The organism is Pseudomonas sp. P4795 (assembly GCF_048822895.1).
In the GTDB taxonomy this organism is placed as follows: Bacteria; Pseudomonadota; Gammaproteobacteria; order Pseudomonadales; family Pseudomonadaceae; genus Aquipseudomonas.
The window spans coordinates 469,991-488,379 of the sequence record NZ_JBMFBT010000006.1 but is presented as its reverse complement, the minus strand read 5'-3'; the positions used below and the strand labels follow the sequence as shown (position 1 = coordinate 488,379).

Below are 18,389 nucleotides of genomic sequence, written 5' to 3'. Positions count from 1 at the left end.
TGCCCGCAACGGATTTCTTTCGTTCTTTTTTGCCGCAGTTCAAGGCATATACAGACCATTACGACAATAAACTTTTCAGCAAATACCTGACAGAAATAACGCTTTACAAAAAACGGAAACTCAAACGCTCTAGACAACAAAGATGAGTCTTCTAAGAGTGAGTTTCTAGGTTAGGATGCCTGCGCTCACTTGACAGTGGAGCGATGAGGTTTGACCGGCGACCCAACGGTTTCATGCCCTCCGACACGGTTTTGCACCCGTGCCGGAATGATGATTCGGAGGGATCTCGACCGGTCGCCTCACAAGCCACACTGACCTGTAGGCTGAAGGCACACGTATTCCGGTAAGTGCGCTGGAGGCGGCCCCCAACCTGGAGGCCAAAACGTATGAAGCTTTTGCTGCGTACGCTGAGCCTCGTATGGAGATCGTTTAAAGCGTTCCGCTTTTACGAATTCCTGCGAGACCACTTTGACGATCTGAAGTAACGGTCATCAATGCGGGGGAAGCCCGCTTCAGTTTCGGCTGAAGCGGGCTTTTTTTCGCATCAAAGACGCTGTCATTAATAGGAATAATCGACCTACAGCTGTAGGACGCATCGCAAGCCCGCGTAAGCACCATCCCAAGACCACCCACCCCAGACGACTAAACCGCCGGTACCAACCCCGGAATCTCCCCCGCTTGCACTCGATCAGTAAAAGAAATGTCAGCCGTTTCAGATAAGGGCGGGCAAAGCCAAATCGAGTTCACTATGCTTTCGGCTATTCGGATCAGCGCAATCCCGCAGAAGGTCTGAACAATCTGCCAACTGCAATGTTCCAGATGCCGTAGCAAACGGATCAAGGACGAGCGAAATGCAAACCTCCACTTACGCGGCGCCAATCCTCGCTCCTCAAAGCGCAGTGACCCGGCGCCTGGCATTTGCCGTAGGTCTGCTGTTTATTGTCGGCGTGTTCGCTGCCGCCAGCGCCCTGCTTGGCATCGCCAGCCACCTCGACACCCAGGACGTCAACGAAACCAGATTCTATTCAGCCCGCGCGCTGGAAAACCGTATCATCGCGTCGAAAAACTACATCACCAGTTACGCCTACTGGACCAGCGCCTACGAGCACCTTAGCGGTGAGATCGACATCAACTGGGCTTTCACCGAGCAAAATGTCGGCAAAACCCTGTTCACCAGCGACGGTTATGACGGCGTGTTCGTGCTCGATCGCGAGCGCACCAAGTACAGCGTGGTTCGCGGTCAAATGCTCGATTCGAATATCTCGAATTTCTTGCAAATGTCCGCCGCAAATCTGGTCGATCAAGTACAGAGCCAGCCGGATCTGACAAAACCGATTGCCACCTACTCGCTTTTTGAAGGCTGGCCCGCACTGATTACTGCTGCGGCGATTATCCCCAACGACGAGCGACCGCTGGGCGACCCGCAGACAACTTCGGTACTGGTGTTCGTCGACAAGCTCACGCCAACCAAACTGCGCAAGCTTGGCAGCGGCTACGGCCTGAACAACCTGACGCTGGCACCGGACGAAACCATCGATGCCGGACAGCCGCGTGTCGCACTCGACAGCACCGGCTACAGCCTGATTGCCGATCTCGAGCGACCCGGGCAACAGTTGTTGTGGTCGCTACTACCGCCGCTGGGCGGCACGTTACTGGTGTTGATGCTGCTGACGGCTTACTTTTTCCGCCATGCATTGCGCTCCTCGCGCTTCGTCGATAGCAGTTTCGCAACCATGCAGGCTGCCAATCGTGCGCTGGAGGCCAGCGAAGAACGCTTTCGTGCGGTCGCCGAAGCGGCTTCGGACTGGATCTGGGAAACCGACAATCACCAGTCCATCACGTATCTCTCCGCGCGTTTCAGCGAAGTGACCGGCTATGCAGAGGCGCATTGGCTGGGCCGCAACATCGGCGAATTATTGGTCTGCGACACCACACCGCTGGATCTGTGGTTCAACAAGTTGCCAGAGGAAACCAATGCCAGCGACCTGCGCTGCACCTACCGCGACCAGTCCGGGCAGCAGCGCCATTGCCGACTGTCCGCACGGCCGATCTTCGACAACGGATCGGTGACTGGCTATCGCGGCACCGCCAGCGACATTACCGACGAAGTCGCCGCACACGCGCAGATCCAGCACCTGTCGATGCACGATGCGCTGACCGGCCTGCCCAACCGCAACAAACTCGCGCGCTATCTGGATGAAGCGCTATTGCACAAGGAGCATTCCGCGCCTTTGTCTGTATTGGTGATTGACCTGGACAACTTCAAACCGATCAACGATTCGCTGGGTCACCCGGCCGGTGATGCGGTGTTGCAGGAAGTCGCCAGCCGTCTGCGCGAGTGCACCCGCGAGCTGGACCTGGTCGCCCGTTTGGGCGGCGATGAGTTCGTGGTGGTACTCAACGGCATGGACACTCATCAGGAAATCGACAAGTTCTGCACGCGGCTGATCGGCAGCCTGCATCAGCCGATCAACTACGAAAATCACCCGCTGCACATCGGTGCCAGCGTCGGCATCGCCCTCAGCCGACGCCAGGGTTATGTGCCCGGCGAGTTGATCCGTTGCGCCGACATTGCGCTGTACAAGGCCAAGTCCGACGGCAAGAACACCTGGTGCTATTTCGAAGCGCACATGAGCGATCAGATTCAGAGCCGCCGACAACTGGAGGACGACCTGCGCCTGGCTATCAAGAACCATGAGTTCGTTCTGCACTACCAACCGCGCTACAAGGTCGATGGCAAGCAGATCGTTTCGGTCGAAGCTCTGGTGCGCTGGATGCATCCGACCCAAGGCCTGCTCGGGCCGGACCTGTTCATTCCACTGGCCGAGCAAACCGATCTGATCGTGCCGCTCGGTCGCTGGGTGCTGCGTGAAGCCTGTCAAACCGCACTCGATTGGCCGAGTGACGTGTTTCTTTCGGTCAATCTCTCGCCGGCGCAGTTTGCGCTAAGCGATGTGGTCGAGGATGTGCGTGAAGTGTTGGTCGAAACGCGTTTTCCGGCCAGTCGGCTGGAGCTGGAAATCACCGAAAACGTCATGCTCAACGACACTGACGGCGCGCTGAGCACCATGACTGCGCTGAAGGAACTCGGCGTGCGCCTGAACATGGATGACTTCGGCACCGGCTACTCATCGCTGGGCTATCTGCGCGCTTACCCGTTCGACGGGATCAAGATCGACAAGCGTTTCATTGCCTCGATCAGCAGCGGCGACAATGATCGCGCAGTGGTGCAAGCGATCATCGGCCTGGGCAAGGCCATGGGCCTGACTGTGACGGCCGAAGGCGTGGAAACCGAGGAACAACTGGACATTCTCGGCAAGGATCAATGCAACGAAGTACAGGGCTATTTCATGAGCCGCCCGGTGGACAAACACGCCTTCGCGGCGCTGCTGGCGGCCTCGCGCAGCGACCAACCGCAGGCGGTGCAGTCCTAGCCCAGCGCCGTGTCGAGAAACATCATCACGCCAAAACCCAGCATCAGGCCTAGTGTGGCCGGCGTCTCGTGGCCGTTGCGGTGCGTCTCGGGAATCACCTCGTGCGACACCACAAAAATCATCGCACCGGCCGCCAGCCCCAGTGCAATCGGGTAGCCCAAGGCAAAACTGCTGGAGACGCCCAGCCCGACAATCGCGCCCAACGGCTCCATCAGCCCGGAACCGACCGCAATCAACGCCGCCCGCAGCGCCGAAATGCCAGTTACCCGCAAGGCCAACGCCACCGCAAGGCCCTCAGGAATATCCTGAATGGCGATCGCAGTGGTCAACGGCAAACCGACCTGCATGTCACCGTTGGCGAAGCTCACGCCAATCGCCATGCCTTCCGGCAAGTTATGCAAGGTGATCGCCAGCACGAACAGCCAGACCCGGTTGATGCGCTGCGCTTGCGGCCCGCGGCGTCCGCTTTCGACGTGCTCATGCGGGATGAAGCGATCGAGTCCGACCATCAACGCCACGCCCAGCGCCAACCCCGCCACCACCACACTGGCGGCCAGCAACGGGTTACCAAACAGTGCCTGCGCCGCTTCGATGCCCGGCAGAATCAGCGAGAACGAACTGGCGGCGAGCATCATGCCCGCGGCGAATCCGAGCATGATGTCCTGGGTGCGCGCAGCAATGTCGCGCAAGGCAATCGCCATCACCGCGCCGAGCGCAGTTGCAGCGAAGCCCGACATGCCGCCGAGAACGGCGTAGTGCAGATTGTCCTTGTTGGCGCCGACGAACGCGCCGTAACCGCTGAGCAACAGCAAAACGGCCACGCCGGCCAGCACCAGCCAGAAAAAAATCCCGCCCCACCCCGAGCGTGAAACCTGACGCAGCCATGAGCGCACGGGCGATCCCAGCGAAGGTGAAGGTTGCGGCATGAAAATCTCCTCTTTTCCCATTGACGATCACCGCACGCCGCGAGGGCGTGCGGCAATTTCATCAGTCGCGCGGTTCGCCCTGCACACCAGCACCCAGATCGGCACCGGTGATCGGGTTGCTTTCAGGATCGGACATTGTCCGGACCTTCATGTTCAGCAACAGGTCTTCATCTTCTGCGCTGAGCTGCACGCTGGCCGTACCGTCACCGCCGTCCACCGCCGGCGCCGGATCCTCGACAAAGTCCCAATCGTCGCCCTCATTCCATGGCCCGCGCATGCTGCCTTCGCCTTGGGACATGTTGTAGTAGACATTAGTGAACTCCGGCATCCCCGGCACCTTGCCCTGCGGAAAATTCGGCTGGATCGCATGCAGGGCTTTTTCGAACGACAACTGATGAGCGATTTCCCGCGTCATCAAAAATCCCAGTGCTTCTTTAACCCCAGGATCATCCGTCACGTTCATCAGACGCTCGTAGACGATTTTCGCCCGCGCCTCAGCGGCGATGTTCGAGCGGAAATCAGCAGTCGGCTCACCGATGGTGTCGACGTACGCCGCCGACCAGGGCACGCCCGCCGAGTTGGTCAGAGGCGCGCCCGCGCCATACAGCAGGCTGGTGATGTGCGAGTCATTACCGGCGCCGTTGATCGCGCGATACAACTCGCCCTCCTCTTCAACCCCCTCGGCCATGCGTCCCTTCGCGCCTTTGTTGAGCATGACGATGATCGAGCCGACGATCTCCAGGTGACTGAGCTCCTCGGTGGCGATGTCCATCAGCAAGTCCTTGCGGCCGGGATCATCTTCGGCCAACGCTTGAGTGAAGTAGCGGGACGCCGCGGCCAGCTCGCCCTGCGCTCCGCCAAATTGTTCGAGCAACAGGTTCGCCAGACCCGGATTCGGTTGCGCCACACGGACGGTGTATTGCAGACGTTTGTTATGTAGAAACATGACAATTCTCCTCAGGCAAAACGAGGGTCGCTGCTCATCCGATGAATGATCGAATGCGGCCCCACAGTCATGTGAAGGGCACGCCATCGGGTTAATTTCAAAATTCAGGCCTGCCTGCGACGGGCGGTGGACTTACCGTGAAATGCACGATTTCTCGTGTCCGTCGTCTGGTATCCGCCATTCAATTCAAACTTTCGCCGAGTTTCCTCTCTCCCATTGCCTCTACAAATTTCCCGCGTTTAAACCTTCATACCGGTCACGCATTTCGATGGAACCTGCTGTGATCGCGTGTTCTCTATCGCAGACCACCACGGAGGACTTGCACCATGATCGCCCCATCGACAGGTATGAAATCCGGTGAGCGTTACACCGTTGAAAGCATCGAACGCGCGCGGCACTTTCCAGGTTTTTTTCTCGACGGCAAGTATTACCTCAGCCCGGAACTGCTCACGGCTGTCGGGTGGCTGGAGGGCAACCGATTTCTCTATGACGAACTCGACCCCCGCGGCGAACCGGTGTTTCCCGGACGCGTGGCCGGGGTGATCGAAGATCTGACGCTGACGCTGGCGGATGGCGCCCGTCTGCCGCTGAATCAAATGCCCTACGAGGCCCAGGACAGCATGCTTGCCGACACGCTCTCGTCGCCGCTCGACTACGAGCAGCTCCCCCCTGCTCCGGCGATGCCGCGCCCCTCAGCGCGCATGCTGTTGACCGGCGCGGCACTGTTGCTCGGAACTTATCTGCTGGCAACGCGCTCGCGACGCCAGCGCTAAGTCAGCGCAACAGTCATGGTCCCTAGCCGTGATCTGCAATGCCCGCCACACGCGCTTCATGCAGGCTGCACGAAGGCGTTGTGCCTTGAGCGACGCAAGTCCTTGATCCTGTTGCAATGCGGTCAGCGATCAAAACTGGCACGGCAAATGCGACAGCTGTAGGGAATCCGCAGCACCGCGAGACAGCGGACTGTGTCTACCCGTGAACCGCAGAGGCAACCCACCATGAATGCCATCGACCTTCTCAAAGCCGACCACGTAAAAGTCAAAGACATCCTCAGCCAACTCAGCGAATCCACCGATCGCGCGCTGAAAAAACGCGTCGAATTGCTGGCCAAACTGGAAATGGAAATTTCCATTCACACCCGACTGGAAGAAGAGATTCTCTACCCGGCCTTCAAGGAAGCAGGCAGCAAGGAAGAGGACATCATGTATTACGAGGCCAAGGAAGAGCACCGCACTGTCGACTCACTGGTGCTGCCGGATCTGAAAATCACTGATCCAGGTACGCCGGAATTCGCCGGCCGGGTGAAAGTGGTCAAAGAGCTGCTGGAGCACCACATCGAAGAAGAGGAGACCGAAATGTTTCCCAAGGCGAAGAAGCTCCTGGGCAAGGCCAGACTCGATGAGCTGGGTGCGCAGATGGAAGCCATGAAAGCCAGTTACAAGAAAGAAATGGCGGCCGGCAACATGGCCGCTTGATCGACGGAAATGAACAAGGCCCGGCATTTGCCGGGCCTTGTTGTATCTGCGTAAATCATCCTATCCGCCGCTGGTGAAAACATTCCCCGCATCGCGCACCAACTGCCGCCATTCGGCGCTGTTGATCAGGCCTTGTTCTTCCATGTCGTCCGCCGCTTTAAGCAATTCGTCGTACTGTTCTTCCGGATCCATGCGCAGCTGCGATTGGGTTGCCAGTTTGCGCCATGCCGCCAGTGATTCTCGCTTGCGCTGATCGATCATAGGGTTCTCGCATTCAATGGTGATTCAGGCGGTTTCAAGAGACAGCAGATAATCGGCAAATCCTTGGCGGCAGCGACTCTCCTTGCGTGCACTGGTCACCACGCTGTTGCTCGCAGTCCAGACGATCCGCGCACCCGCCCGTTCCAGATCACGCACCAGATGCACGTCCTCATGCGCCTGCAAATGTTTAAAGCCGCCGGCCCGCTGGTAGGCAATCGAACACACGCCGAGGTTGGCACCATGGATGTGGCGATGGCCCTCGACCGGCTGATAGAAGTTCTCGTATCTGGCGCGTACCTGCCCTGCATGTGCGTCCCAACAATCGACGCTGACCGTTCCGCACACCGCATCGGCGCAAAAATCCAGTTGCCGCACCAGCCACTGCGGCGATACCAGAGTGTCGGCGTCGGTGAACGCCAGCCAGCGCGCGCCTGCGCCAATCAGCGACTCAGCACCGGTCCAGCGCGCCTCGCCCACGTTGCGTCCGCGTGTGGCCAAGGTTTTGATGCCCATTTGCTCCGCGATCAGCGCCGAACCATCTGAACAACTGTCGAGCACCACGAGAATTTCCACCGGCTCATCCAACAGCGGATGCGCCGCAGCTGTAAGCACCGACTCAAGGCAATGCCGGAGCAACGCTTCTTCGTTGTGTGCGGGAATGACGACGCCAATCATGTATATGCTCCTGCCTGCCCTGTCGATCAACTGATTTCGAGTGACCGTTAGGAGACAGACCGGCGCGGATTTGCCTCGGTTCGATTTTTTTCTGGACTGCATTGATATCGGCCAACGGACTGGCAGGTTATGAGCTAATAGCGCCTTTATTAAACGCTTGGTTACGCGTTGTACTAGCATAGGATCCAATTCCTGACGAATTTCGTCGGCCACGGAGCTCAAGGTCGGCGCGTCCGGGATGCAATCAGCCCATTGCAACTCATGGATGAAACACATGAATTCACATTTGTTCCCGCACATCGGCAAGGTCATTGCCAGCACCGGCAGCCGGCATTTCCCGCGCATGCTGCACGATCTGATCCTCACCCAACTGGCCGTGGACGCCACGCACATTCGCCAGATGCGCGTAGAACCGGTCGGACACGCGCTCCTTCGCAGTGAACTGGAAAGCGCCAAGGAAGCCGCCCTGCTGGCCGAAACGGTGTACTCGGAACTGAGCAGCGCACCGCCCTCATCAGATATGTCCGACCGTGAAAGCTTGCCAGTCACCGATGCCTCGCAGCTGCACCTGACCCGCCGCACGGACGATTACCGCTACGTGATTTCGGTGTATCGCAACGGCGCGTCCAAACGCTTCTCGGCGCACGAGCGCAGCCTCTTGCAGGACATCTCGCCAGTGCTGCTGCCGATGGTGGAAAAGCACATCAACGCCCTGCAACCTGCAATCTGTGCAGTGCCCGCCGAGCAATCTCAGGATGCGGCCGCGCAAGGTCTGCAAACCTTGCGTCTGCGTTTTTGCGAGCGCATGGATCAACTGGGCCTGAGCCTGTCGAACCGCGAACTGGAAGTCTGCGTCGGCCTGCTTGCCGGGCGCACCGCACCGGAACTGGCGGAGCAACTGCAACTCAAGGTCAACACCGTGGAGAGCTACCTGAAGCGTGCCGCGATCAAACTCGGCATCAGCGGTCGTCACTCGCTGATGCGCTGGATGTATTCGCCGCAGGACACATCCAGCGCCGCCTGACCAGTTTAATCGCGGGCCAACGCCTCGATCGGATCCAGCCGCGAGGCGTTGCGCGCCGGGACGAAGCCGAACACGATGCCGATCAGCGTCGAGCAGGCCACCGCTGTGAGCACCGAAGCCAGCGAGAACACCATTTCCCATTCCTTGATGAACACCGAAAACAAATGGCCGATGGCGTAGGACAGCGAAATCCCAATCGCACCGCCGAGCAGGCAGACCATCACCGCTTCCACCAGAAACTGCTGACGGATATCCGACTGGCGCGCGCCGACCGCCATGCGAATGCCGATCTCACGGGTGCGCTCGGTCACCGACACCAGCATGATGTTCATCACCCCGATACCGCCGACCACCAGCGAAATCACCGCGATCAGCGACAGCAACAAGGCCAGCGAGCGGCTGGTTTTCTGCACGGTCTGCATCACGCTGTCGAGGTTGTTGGTGTAGAAATCCTTGGTGCCGTGGCGTTGCAGCATCAGTTTGATCACATTGTCTTCGACCACTTTGCTCGGCTGGCCGTCCTTGATGCGCACGCTGATGCTGTCCAGATAGCGCTGGCCCAACAGGCGCCCGGCGGCGGTTTCGTAAGGCAGCCAGACGTTCAGCGATTTGCCCGAGGCGAAGAGGTTTTTGTTCTGCGCCGCCACGCCGATCACCGTGCACGGCAGATTGCCGATCAGGATCACCTGCCCCAACGGATCAACCCCTGCGCCGAACAAGCGCCCGGCGGTGTTATGGTCGATCACCGCGACTTGTGCCTGACGCCGCGCGTCGTTTTCGCTGAATGGAATGCCGGCCTGCAGCTTGATCCCGCGCACCTGGAAATACAGCTGGCTGACGCCGTTAACCTGCGCATCGACGTCGATGTTGCGATAGCGCAGCAACTGATTGCGCCCGACTACGGGTGTGGCGCTGTCGACGTAATACAGTTGATTCAGCGCCGTGACGTCCGCAGGCGTGAGGGTTTCGATAGACGCCGAGCGACTGTCGCCAAAACTCGCGCCGGGATAGATGTCGATGGTGTTGCTGCCAATCGCCTGAATGTCCTTGAGCACATAGCGCTTGGCGCCTTCGCCGATGGCCGAGATTGACACCACCGAGGTGATGCCGATGACAATGCCGAGCATGGTCAGCAAGGTGCGCATGCGGTGCGAAATCAGCGCGACCCAGGCCATATTGAAAGCTTCTTTAAACAGCCCGAGACTCGCCACCAGCCGTCGCGCCGCGCTGGCCTTGGCTGGCACTGACTCGGTCGGCAACTGCGCAGTGTCGCGCTCGTTGCGCCGGTCGCTGAGAATTTCACCGTCACTGACCTCGATGATGCGCTCGGCATTCGCTGCGACTTTCGGGTCGTGGGTCACCAGAATCACCGTGTGCCCGGCCGCGTGCAGCTCCAGCAGAATACGCATTACCTCTTTGCCGCTGGCGGTGTCGAGCGCGCCGGTCGGTTCGTCGGCGAGAATCACTTCGCCGCCGTTCATCAAGGCACGAGCGATACTCACCCGTTGTTGCTGGCCGCCAGAGAGCTGACTCGGCCGATGGGTCAGATGCCCCTCCAGCCCCAGCCGCGCCAGCAGTTCGCGGGCGCGAGCATGGCGTTGCAGTTGCGGAGTGCCGGCGTAGATCGCCGGCATCTCGACGTTGTGCATCGCGCTCAGATGCGGCAGCAAGTGATAGCGCTGGAAGATGAAACCAAAGTAATCGCGGCGCAGCTCAGCGAGGGCCTGATCGTCGAGATCGCGGGTTTCCTGACCGTTGATCTTGTAGCTGCCGGCGGTGGCGTAATCGAGGCAGCCGAGGATGTTCATCAGCGTCGATTTGCCAGAGCCGGAAGCGCCGATGATCGCCAGCATTTCCCCGGCATGGATCGTCAGGTTGATGTCTTTGAGCGCAAGAAATTCGCGGTCGCCAGCGGTAAAACTGCGGGTGATGCCGGTCAGTTGCAGCAGCGGTTCACTCATGCTCAGGACCCCGCCACAGTCGACACCGGATCACCGATCACCACCCGATCGCCCTCGGCCAGTCCGGCGTTGATCTGCACCTTGACGTTGTTGTTGATGCCGGTCTGCACATTACGCGACTGCGCCTGGCCTTTGCCATCGAGTACGCGCACCGGGAAACTGCCATCGGCATTGCGCGGGCCGAGCGCGGCCACCGGAATTGTCAGGGTGGATTTGGCGGTATCGAGCACCACCCGCACCTGCGCCGTCATCGAGATGCGCAAGCGGTGATCGGGGTTCGGCACCTCGAACAACGCATTGTAGAACACGGCGCTGTTCTGCTTCGGAGTGCCGGCCGGCGCGGTTTCGAGGAAGTTCTGCGGCGCCGGTTCGGTGCCGCGCAGCTTGCCGTAGTAGCGTTTGTCCTCGCCGAGAATGGTGAAGTACACCTCCTGCCCCGGCTCGATATGAATCACATCGGCTTCCGAGACTTGGGCCTTGACGGTCATGGTGTCCAGGTCCGCCAGTTTCAGCAGCACCGGCGCCAACTGACTGGCGATCACCGTTTGCCCTTCCTGGGTAACGATGCCGACCACGTCGCCGTCAATCGGCGCGATGATCCGCGTGTACGCGAGGTTGACCTTGGCCGTGTCGATCTGGATGTGCGCGCTTTTGATCTGCGCATCCAGCGACAGCAGATTGGCCTGCTGCACTTCGTAGTTGGATTGCGCGGTTTCGAAATCCTGACGCGAGATCGATGCGTCCTCCTGCAAATCCTGATAACGCTCGTAAATCGCCTTGGTCTGCTTCAACTGCGCCTGGGTTGCCCGGCGCTGCGCTTGCAGGTTTTCCTCATCGACCTGGGCCTGACGCAAGGTGTTTTGCAGCACCAGCGGATCGATCTCCGCCAGCCACTGGCCCTTCTTCACCTTGTCGCCGACCTTGACCTTGAGCGACTTCAATTGCCCGGAGACCTGCGCGCCGACATCCACTTGCTTGATGCCTTCGAGCAACCCGGTAGCCAGCACCGCGTTTTCAATGTCACTGCGTTCGACCGTGGCGGTCAGGTACTGCGGCGCTTCAGCCGGGGCCTGCACCGCATAAAACACCAGCCCGGCCACCGCCACCAACGCCAATCCCATAGCGACTCTGCGCAACTTCGACTTTTCCATAAATGCCCACAAAATCCGTTAAGGGTGAGCCCGGCCAGCGACCGGGCTGCAAAAAACAACCGCAATCAGGACAACACGCCACCGGCCTTGTGCGTCAGCCCGTCGTGCCACCACGCCGCGAGGCTGAACACATTCGGTGCCTTGAGAATCGTGAAGTGGTTGCCCGGCCCGTACCACACCGCCAGATCGCTGACCTGCCGTTGCCAGCCCTCGACCAGCGCCGCTTGCTCACGCTGATTGCCCTCGGCATCGAGTTTCGGGTCATCGACCAGCGCCAGCCGCATCGGCCCGCTGTACCTCAGAGTCGGCTGATACAGCGTGCGCAATGCCGTAGCGAAGGTGCGCACCGGACCATGCATCGCATCTGCGACCGCGCGGGGCGACAACACGCCAGCACGCACCATGCCTTCGTGCAGCAGGCGCATTTGCGTGCTGTCGTCGGCATCGGCGAAGGTCTGCGGATCGATTCCCAAGGATTTGCCGGAAGACAATTGCAGGGTTTCGATCAAGCGCTGCAACGCCGCTGTGGTGGTGTGCGGTTTGCCCGTCACTTCGTTGCCATCCGGCGCCTCAGTGTCGATCAGGGTCAACGATGCCACCGGGCGCCCGGCCGCTTGCAACTGCGCGGCCATGGCGTGCGCGACCCAGCCGCCGAACGAATGCCCGATCAAGTGCACGGCGCCTTCGGGGTAAACCTGCTCGATGGCGTGCAGATAAAACGCCGCAGCGGCCTCGACCCGGGTGTGCGGCACGCTGACGCCATCCAGACCACGCGGTTGCAAGCCGTGGATCGGCCACTCCGGCCCGAGTGCCTCGGTCAGCTGGATGAATCCGGTCACGCTGTCGCCCGCCCCCGGTATGCAGAGGATCGGCGCCTGCGCGGCTTGTCCGGTCTGGATCGTCAGCAGGGGTTGATAGGTCACGGGCGCCGGTACGCTCGCCGCTTCCAGTGCGCGGCTGAGGGTGTCCCCCAGCGTTTGGATATGCGGCGCTTGCATCATGCTTTTGTGGTCGCCCGGCACATCGATGCAGCGCAGCAGATCCGCCGAGATCTTCTCGCCCCAATAACGCGTGGGGCTGGTTTCCAGCTGTCCGGGCATCAGCGCCTCGGCGCGCAGCAGATGGATCGGCTGACTCGCCGGGCTGACCCGGTAATGCGCCAACGCCTGACCGTGCGCGGCTTCACGCTCGAAGTAGTGCCATGCATCGGCTGGCGCGAGTGCGGCCAATTCAGGATCTGGCAACTGCTGCTCGCAGCAGTGTGTGAACAACTCTGCGAAGTCCATGTGCTGCATTTCAGCTTCGAGCCGGGCGACCGCCGCTTGCTGATCCACCGCCAGCAATGCCGCACGCGCCTGGCAATGCTGCAGCAACAGACGCTCGTGCAGATGCGCGCCGCTCCATTGCGCCTTGTTTTGACTGGCCGGGCGCGGCGCGTAAGTGTCGAGCATGCCGACGAAAGCCACCGCTTGATCCAGGCCAAGCAGTTGCTGGGCAATCTCATACGCCAACAACCCGCCGAACGACCACCCTGCCAGACGATACGGCCCCTGCGGCTGCACCGAACGCATGATCCCGACCATGCGCGCGGCCATGCATTCCAGCGTGCGCAGTTGCGGTTGACCGAGCGGCACGCCGGGTAAACCATAAATCGGGAACTCGCCAGCGATGTGCATGCCCAGCGCCGGGAAATACACGTCCCTGCCGCTGAACTCATGCACCAGAAACAGCGGCGTACCTGTCGCTGCCGCGCGCACGATGACCAAGCCTTCCGGCTGCTCGGCAACTGCGTCGCCCCGGCTGAGCAATGTTGCGACAGACTCGATGCTGGGGTGCTGGAACAGCTCGGCCAGCGTCACTTGCAGACCCGCGCGCTGCATCAGATTGACCAGCCGAATCGCCAGCAACGAATGCCCGCCAAGTTCGAAGAAGTTGTCGTGCCGCCCGACCTGTTCGACGCTCAACACCTCGGCCCAGATCTGCGCCAATGCGCTTTCGACTGCGCCTTGCGGCGCCTCGTATTCGCGGCTGACGACCGAAGCGTGATCCGGCGCCGGCAAGGCTTTGCGATCAACCTTGCCGTTCGGCGACAGCGGCAGCGTGTCGAGCAACACAAACGCGCCCGGCGTCATGTAATCCGGCAAGCGCTCCAGCACATGCGCACGCAAGGCTTCAATGCCCGGCGCTGACTCGCCATCGCGTACGCTGAAATACGCCACCAGCCGCTCGTCACGCACCAGCACCACCGCTTCACGCACCGCCGGATGCTCGATCAGCCGCGCTTCGATTTCACCCAGCTCAAGGCGCAAGCCGCGCAGCTTGACCTGGAAGTCATTGCGCCCGAGAAATTCGAGATTGCCATCGGCGCGATAACGCACCAGATCACCGGTGCGATACAGCCGATCACCGGCCACGAACGGGCTGTCGATAAACCTTTCAGCCTGCATGTCCGGCAAGCCGAGATAACCGCGTGACACGCCAACCCCGCCAATGTGCAACTGGCCGCTGACGCCCAGCGGCACCGGTCGATCATGCGCATCGAGGACATACAGCCGGGTGTTGCAGATGGCGCTGCCAATCGGCAATTCGCTGTCCGGCACCGGCATGCTCGGCTCCAGGGTCCACGCGGTGCTGTCGACCGTGGCTTCGGTCGGGCCGTAGACATTATGCAAACGCACCCACGGCAGGCGTTGGCGCACGCTGCGGGCCAAGGCTGCGGTGAGTTCGCCGCCACCGCAGAACACGTCGCTGAGGCTGCTGCACTGACTGACGCCTTCCAGCTCGAGGAATTGTTGCAGCAGCGCCGGCACGAATTTGACCACGCTGATTTGCTGCTCGCGAATCACCTGCGCCAGATACGCCGGCTCGCGATGGCCGCCGGGACGCGCCAGCACCAGCCGTACACCCGCCGTCAGCGGCCAGAAGAATTCCCACACTGAACCGTCGAAACTGAACGGCGCTTTTTGCAACAGCGCCGCATCCGCCGTCGGCGGGCAGATCTGCGAACCCCAATGCACCAGATTGCACAGGCCACGGTGTTCGAGCATCACGCCCTTCGGCGTGCCGGTGGAGCCGGAGGTGTAGATCATGTAGGCCAGGTTCGAGGCACTGAGGCCTGATACGTGCGGGTTGGCGTCGGATTGATCGTGCCAGGAGCAGCGGTCGAAATCGATCAGCGGCAGAGGGTTGTCTGCAAACAGATCCCGCGTCGGCGCATGCACCAGCACCGCGACCGGCGCGCTGTCCTGCAGCATGTAATGCAGGCGCTCCAGCGGATAATCCGGGTCCAGCGGCACATACGCGCCGCCGGCCTTGAGAATCCCCAACAGGCCGATCACCAGATCCAGACCGCGTTCGACGCAGATCGCCACCCGCGAATCGGGTTGCACGCCTTGCTCGCGCAGGTGATGCGCGAGGCGGTTGGCCTGTGCGTTGAGTTCACGGTAGCTCAGGCGTTGCTCGCCGGCCTGCAAGGCAATCGCGTCCGATTTCAGCCGCACCTGTGCTTCGAACAGCATCTGAATCGGCTGATCAATCGCGCAATCGACTGCGGTGGCGTTGAAATCTTCAAGCAGCAGCCGCCGCTCATCCCGTCCCAACAAGTCCACCTGCTCAAGGATCGTTTGATCACTGGCGGCCATCGCCCGCAACAACTGCTGGAAGTAACCGACAAAGCGCTGAATCGTCGATTCATCGAACAACGCCGTGGCGTAGTTCAGCGCACCGCGAATGCCGTCCTGCGCCTCGCCCAGACTCAGCGACAGATCAAATTTCACCGAATGACTTTGCGCCGCCACGCCTTCCAGCGTCAGCTCGCCCAAGGCCAGATTCGGCCCGCCGCTGCTGTCCCAACTGAACAGGGTCTGGAACAGCGGACTGTGCGCCAGACTGCGCACCGGCCGGGTGATTTCCACCACTTGCTCGAACGGCAGATCCTGATGACTCTGCGCCTCCAGCGTGCGCGCCTTGACCTGCGCCAACAGCGCCTCGACGCTGAGTTCGCCCGAGGTGTCGATGCGCAACGCGAGGGTGTTGACGAACATGCCGATCAACCCTTCGATCTCAGCGCGGTTGCGGTTGGCCACTGGCGAACCGATCACCACTTTGGACTGCCCGGCCAGGCGACTGAGCAGCATCGCCCAGGCGCTGAGCAGGGTCATGTACAAGGTTGCGCCGTGACGCTGCGACAGTGCTTTGAGTGCGGCGCTCAGTGGCTGATCGAGGAAAATTTCGACGCCGCCACCGCTGTAGTCATGCTGCGCCGGGCGCGGCCGGTCGAGGGGCAAGGTCAACACGCTCGGCGCACCGGCCAGGGTCTGTTGCCAGTAATCGCTCTGACGCTGCAACACGTCGCCGGTCAGCCAGCGCCGTTGCCACACGGCGTAGTCGGTGTATTGCAGGGCCAGCGGCGGCAGCGGATCTTCCTCACCTCTGCTGAACGCCTGATACAACGCCATCAGTTCGCGGGTCAGCACGCCCATCGACCAGCCGTCGGCGATGATGTGATGCACGGTCAGCAGCAGCACATGGTGATCGTCGGCCAGGCGCACCAAACGTCCTCGGAACAAAGGACCGTCCTGCAAATTGAAGGGCGCGCAGGCTTCGGTTTCGATCAGCGCCTGCAAGGCTTGCTCAGCCTGCGGGTGCCCACGCAGATCCTCGATACGCAGTGGCCAAGCGCTGTCGAGCGGCGCGATCAGCACCTGCGCTTGATCGTTGAAAGAAGTGAAACGGCTGCGCAAGGTTTCATGGCGGGCGACGATGCGCGACAACGCCTGTTGCAGCGCCACCTCATCGAGCTGACCGCGCAAGCGCAGGCCAATCGGAATGTTGTAAGCGGTATTGCCGCCCTGCATTTGCGCGAGGAACCACAGCCGTTGCTGCGCGAACGACAGCGGCAGCACTTCATCGCGTGACGCTGGCAGGATGTCCGGCAGCGTGGAGCGTGCGGCCCCGCTCAACACCTCGGCCACGGCCGCCAGTTCGGCGTTGGCGAACAGATCATTCAGCGTCAGCTCCACCCCTAGCTGTTGCCGCACCTGCGAAACCATGCGCATCGCCAGCAACGAATGGCCGCCGAGTTCGAAGAAGTTGTCGTGACGGCCGACCCGTTCGACTTGCAGCACCTCGGCCCACAACCGCGCAAGGGTTTGTTCCAGCGCTGTGACCGGGGCCTCGTAGGCACGGCTGAGCACAGCGTCCTGCGCCGGCATCGGCAAGGCCTTGCGGTCAACTTTGCCGTTGTTGGTCAGTGGCAAAACGTCGAGGCGCACCCAGGCTGCCGGCACCATGTATTCCGGCAGTCGCGCTTGTAGCTGAGCGCGTAGATCGGCGCTTTGCACGGTTGCATCGCTCAGGGTGAAATAAGCCACCAGACGCAGCGGTTCCTGGCCGTCCTGACGCGCCAGCACCACGGCTTCCTTGACCCCATTGCAGCTCAGCAGACGATTTTCGATTTCCCCCAGTTCAATGCGGAAACCGCGAATCTTCACCTGATCATCATTGCGCCCGATGCACTCCAGTTGCCCCGCCGCATTCCAGCGAGCCAAGTCGCCAGTGCGGTACAACAGCGCGCCGGGCTTGTCGCTGAACGGATCTTTCAGGAATTTCTCCGCCGTCAGATCCGCCCGATTCAAATACCCCAGCGCCACGCCCTGCCCGCCGATGTACAACTCGCCGGTCACACCCAGTGGCACTGGTTGCTGCTGAGCGTCGAGCACATACACCTGCGTGTTGGAGATCGGCCCGCCAATCGGCACGTTGTCGGCGTGATCCGGCACTGCGTGCACTTCGAAAGTCGTGGCGTAAGTGGTGGTTTCAGTCGGCCCGTAGCAATGCACGATGCGCAGCTCCGGCGCCTCGGCCAGCAGCGTACGGAACGCCGCCGGATCGCCGCGCTCACCACCGCACAGCAGAATCCGCAGGCCCTTCAGCGCCTCGGGAATCAGCTGCACGTACTGGTTGAACAGCGCTGTGGTGACGAACAGGATCGTCGCCCCGCTTGAGGCCAGCTCGTTACCAAACGCCAGCGGATCGAGCAGAGTCGCATGATCGATCACCACCACTTGAGCGCCATTGAGCAACGCGCCCCAGACATCCATGGTGCTGGCGTCGAACGCCGGGTTGGAGGCAAACACCACGCGATCCTGCGGATTGAAATCGGCATATCCGTTGTTGATCACCAAGCGGCCAATCGCCCGGTGCGGCACCATCACGCCCTTCGGCGTGCCGGTGGAACCGGAGGTGTACATGATGTACGCCAGCGACTCGCTGGACTGCGGCAGATCCGGGTTGTAATCCGGCTGGCCGTCGAGCACCAATGTATCGACATCAATGCGCTTGACCGGGTAATCGACCGCCATATTGCTCAAGGTCAGCAACGCCGCCGCCCCGCAGTCGCGCACCATGAATGCCTGACGTTCGCTCGGCGCGTTGATATCCAGCGGCACATACGCCGCCGCGCACTTGCTGACGGCCAGTTGCGCGACCAGCAGTTCCAGCGAACGCGGCAGCAAAAGCGCCACATGCGCGCCCGG

Annotated in this window: 11 protein-coding genes (1 of these 11 cut by a window edge); 4 read left to right on the top strand and 7 right to left on the bottom strand. The window is 61.0% G+C overall.

Going from position 1 to position 18,389, the window contains the following annotated elements:
• Nucleotides 1-851: 851 nt before the first annotated feature.
• Nucleotides 852-3,434, top strand: a complete 2,583-nt coding sequence (locus tag ACOI8A_RS20125) for a bifunctional diguanylate cyclase/phosphodiesterase (RefSeq protein ID WP_420648839.1) — start codon at nt 852-854, stop codon at nt 3,432-3,434.
• Here the strand turns inward: ACOI8A_RS20125 and ACOI8A_RS20120 are convergent.
• Nucleotides 3,431-4,360, bottom strand: a complete 930-nt coding sequence (locus ACOI8A_RS20120; RefSeq protein WP_420648840.1) for a ZIP family metal transporter — start codon at nt 4,358-4,360, stop codon at nt 3,431-3,433. The two genes, ACOI8A_RS20125 and ACOI8A_RS20120, sit on opposite strands and share 4 nt — an antisense overlap.
• Before the next feature lie 61 nt (nt 4,361-4,421).
• Nucleotides 4,422-5,306, bottom strand: a complete 885-nt coding sequence (locus ACOI8A_RS20115) for a manganese catalase family protein (protein WP_420648841.1) — start codon at nt 5,304-5,306, stop codon at nt 4,422-4,424.
• A gap of 326 nt (nt 5,307-5,632) precedes the next feature.
• On the opposite strand from ACOI8A_RS20115, the gene ACOI8A_RS20110 reads away from it, so the two are divergent.
• A complete protein-coding gene (locus ACOI8A_RS20110; RefSeq protein WP_420648842.1) occupies nt 5,633-6,079 on the top strand; it encodes a short chain dehydrogenase in 447 nt (148 codons plus the stop codon).
• A 225-nt stretch (nt 6,080-6,304) separates the two neighbouring features.
• Nucleotides 6,305-6,781 (top strand): hemerythrin domain-containing protein, encoded by a 477-nt coding sequence (locus ACOI8A_RS20105; RefSeq protein ID WP_420648843.1) that lies wholly within the window; start codon nt 6,305-6,307, stop codon nt 6,779-6,781.
• Between the two features lie 60 nt (nt 6,782-6,841).
• On the opposite strand, the gene ACOI8A_RS20100 is transcribed toward ACOI8A_RS20105, so the two are convergent.
• Together ACOI8A_RS20100 and ACOI8A_RS20095 are read right to left on the bottom strand one after the other, a co-directional pair.
• Nucleotides 6,842-7,042, bottom strand: coding sequence for a hypothetical protein (locus ACOI8A_RS20100; protein ID WP_420648844.1), 201 nt, complete (start codon nt 7,040-7,042; stop codon nt 6,842-6,844).
• A gap of 24 nt (nt 7,043-7,066) precedes the next feature.
• Nucleotides 7,067-7,717, bottom strand: a complete 651-nt coding sequence (locus ACOI8A_RS20095; protein WP_420648845.1) for a glycosyltransferase — start codon at nt 7,715-7,717, stop codon at nt 7,067-7,069.
• A gap of 274 nt (nt 7,718-7,991) precedes the next feature.
• On the opposite strand from ACOI8A_RS20095, the gene ACOI8A_RS20090 reads away from it, so the two are divergent.
• Nucleotides 7,992-8,741, top strand: a complete 750-nt coding sequence (locus ACOI8A_RS20090) for a helix-turn-helix transcriptional regulator (protein ID WP_420648846.1) — start codon at nt 7,992-7,994, stop codon at nt 8,739-8,741.
• Between the two features lie 5 nt (nt 8,742-8,746).
• Here the strand turns inward: ACOI8A_RS20090 and ACOI8A_RS20085 are convergent, their stop codons facing one another.
• The 3 genes from ACOI8A_RS20085 to ACOI8A_RS20075 all read right to left on the bottom strand — a co-directional run.
• Complete coding sequence (locus tag ACOI8A_RS20085) at nt 8,747-10,702, bottom strand: MacB family efflux pump subunit (protein WP_420648847.1); 1,956 nt, start codon at nt 10,700-10,702, stop codon at nt 8,747-8,749.
• 2 nt (nt 10,703-10,704) lie between these two features.
• Complete coding sequence (gene macA / locus ACOI8A_RS20080) at nt 10,705-11,853, bottom strand: macrolide transporter subunit MacA (protein WP_420648848.1); 1,149 nt, start codon at nt 11,851-11,853, stop codon at nt 10,705-10,707.
• 65 nt (nt 11,854-11,918) lie between these two features.
• A protein-coding gene (locus ACOI8A_RS20075; protein WP_420651415.1) for a non-ribosomal peptide synthase/polyketide synthase crosses the window boundary here: on the bottom strand, nt 11,919-18,389 show its final stretch. It continues 11,337 nt past the right edge of the window; the window shows 6,471 of its 17,808 coding nt (coding positions 11,338-17,808); the start codon falls outside the window, past its right edge; it ends in the stop codon at nt 11,919-11,921.

Excerpts from the sequence above, each read along its gene's own strand:
- ACOI8A_RS20125 (WP_420648839.1), top strand. The coding sequence starts at position 852 with ATGCAAACCTCCACTTACGCGGCGCCAATCCTCGCTCCTCAAAGCGCA.
- ACOI8A_RS20085 (WP_420648847.1), bottom strand. The coding sequence starts at position 10,702 with ATGAGTGAACCGCTGCTGCAACTGACCGGCATCACCCGCAGTTTTACC.
- ACOI8A_RS20090 (WP_420648846.1), top strand. The coding sequence starts at position 7,992 with ATGAATTCACATTTGTTCCCGCACATCGGCAAGGTCATTGCCAGCACC.
- ACOI8A_RS20120 (WP_420648840.1), bottom strand. The coding sequence starts at position 4,360 with ATGCCGCAACCTTCACCTTCGCTGGGATCGCCCGTGCGCTCATGGCTG.
- ACOI8A_RS20110 (WP_420648842.1), top strand. The coding sequence starts at position 5,633 with ATGATCGCCCCATCGACAGGTATGAAATCCGGTGAGCGTTACACCGTT.
- ACOI8A_RS20100 (WP_420648844.1), bottom strand. The coding sequence starts at position 7,042 with ATGATCGATCAGCGCAAGCGAGAATCACTGGCGGCATGGCGCAAACTG.
- macA (WP_420648848.1), bottom strand. The coding sequence starts at position 11,853 with ATGGAAAAGTCGAAGTTGCGCAGAGTCGCTATGGGATTGGCGTTGGTG.
- ACOI8A_RS20095 (WP_420648845.1), bottom strand. The coding sequence starts at position 7,717 with ATGATTGGCGTCGTCATTCCCGCACACAACGAAGAAGCGTTGCTCCGG.
- ACOI8A_RS20105 (WP_420648843.1), top strand. The coding sequence starts at position 6,305 with ATGAATGCCATCGACCTTCTCAAAGCCGACCACGTAAAAGTCAAAGAC.
- ACOI8A_RS20115 (WP_420648841.1), bottom strand. The coding sequence starts at position 5,306 with ATGTTTCTACATAACAAACGTCTGCAATACACCGTCCGTGTGGCGCAA.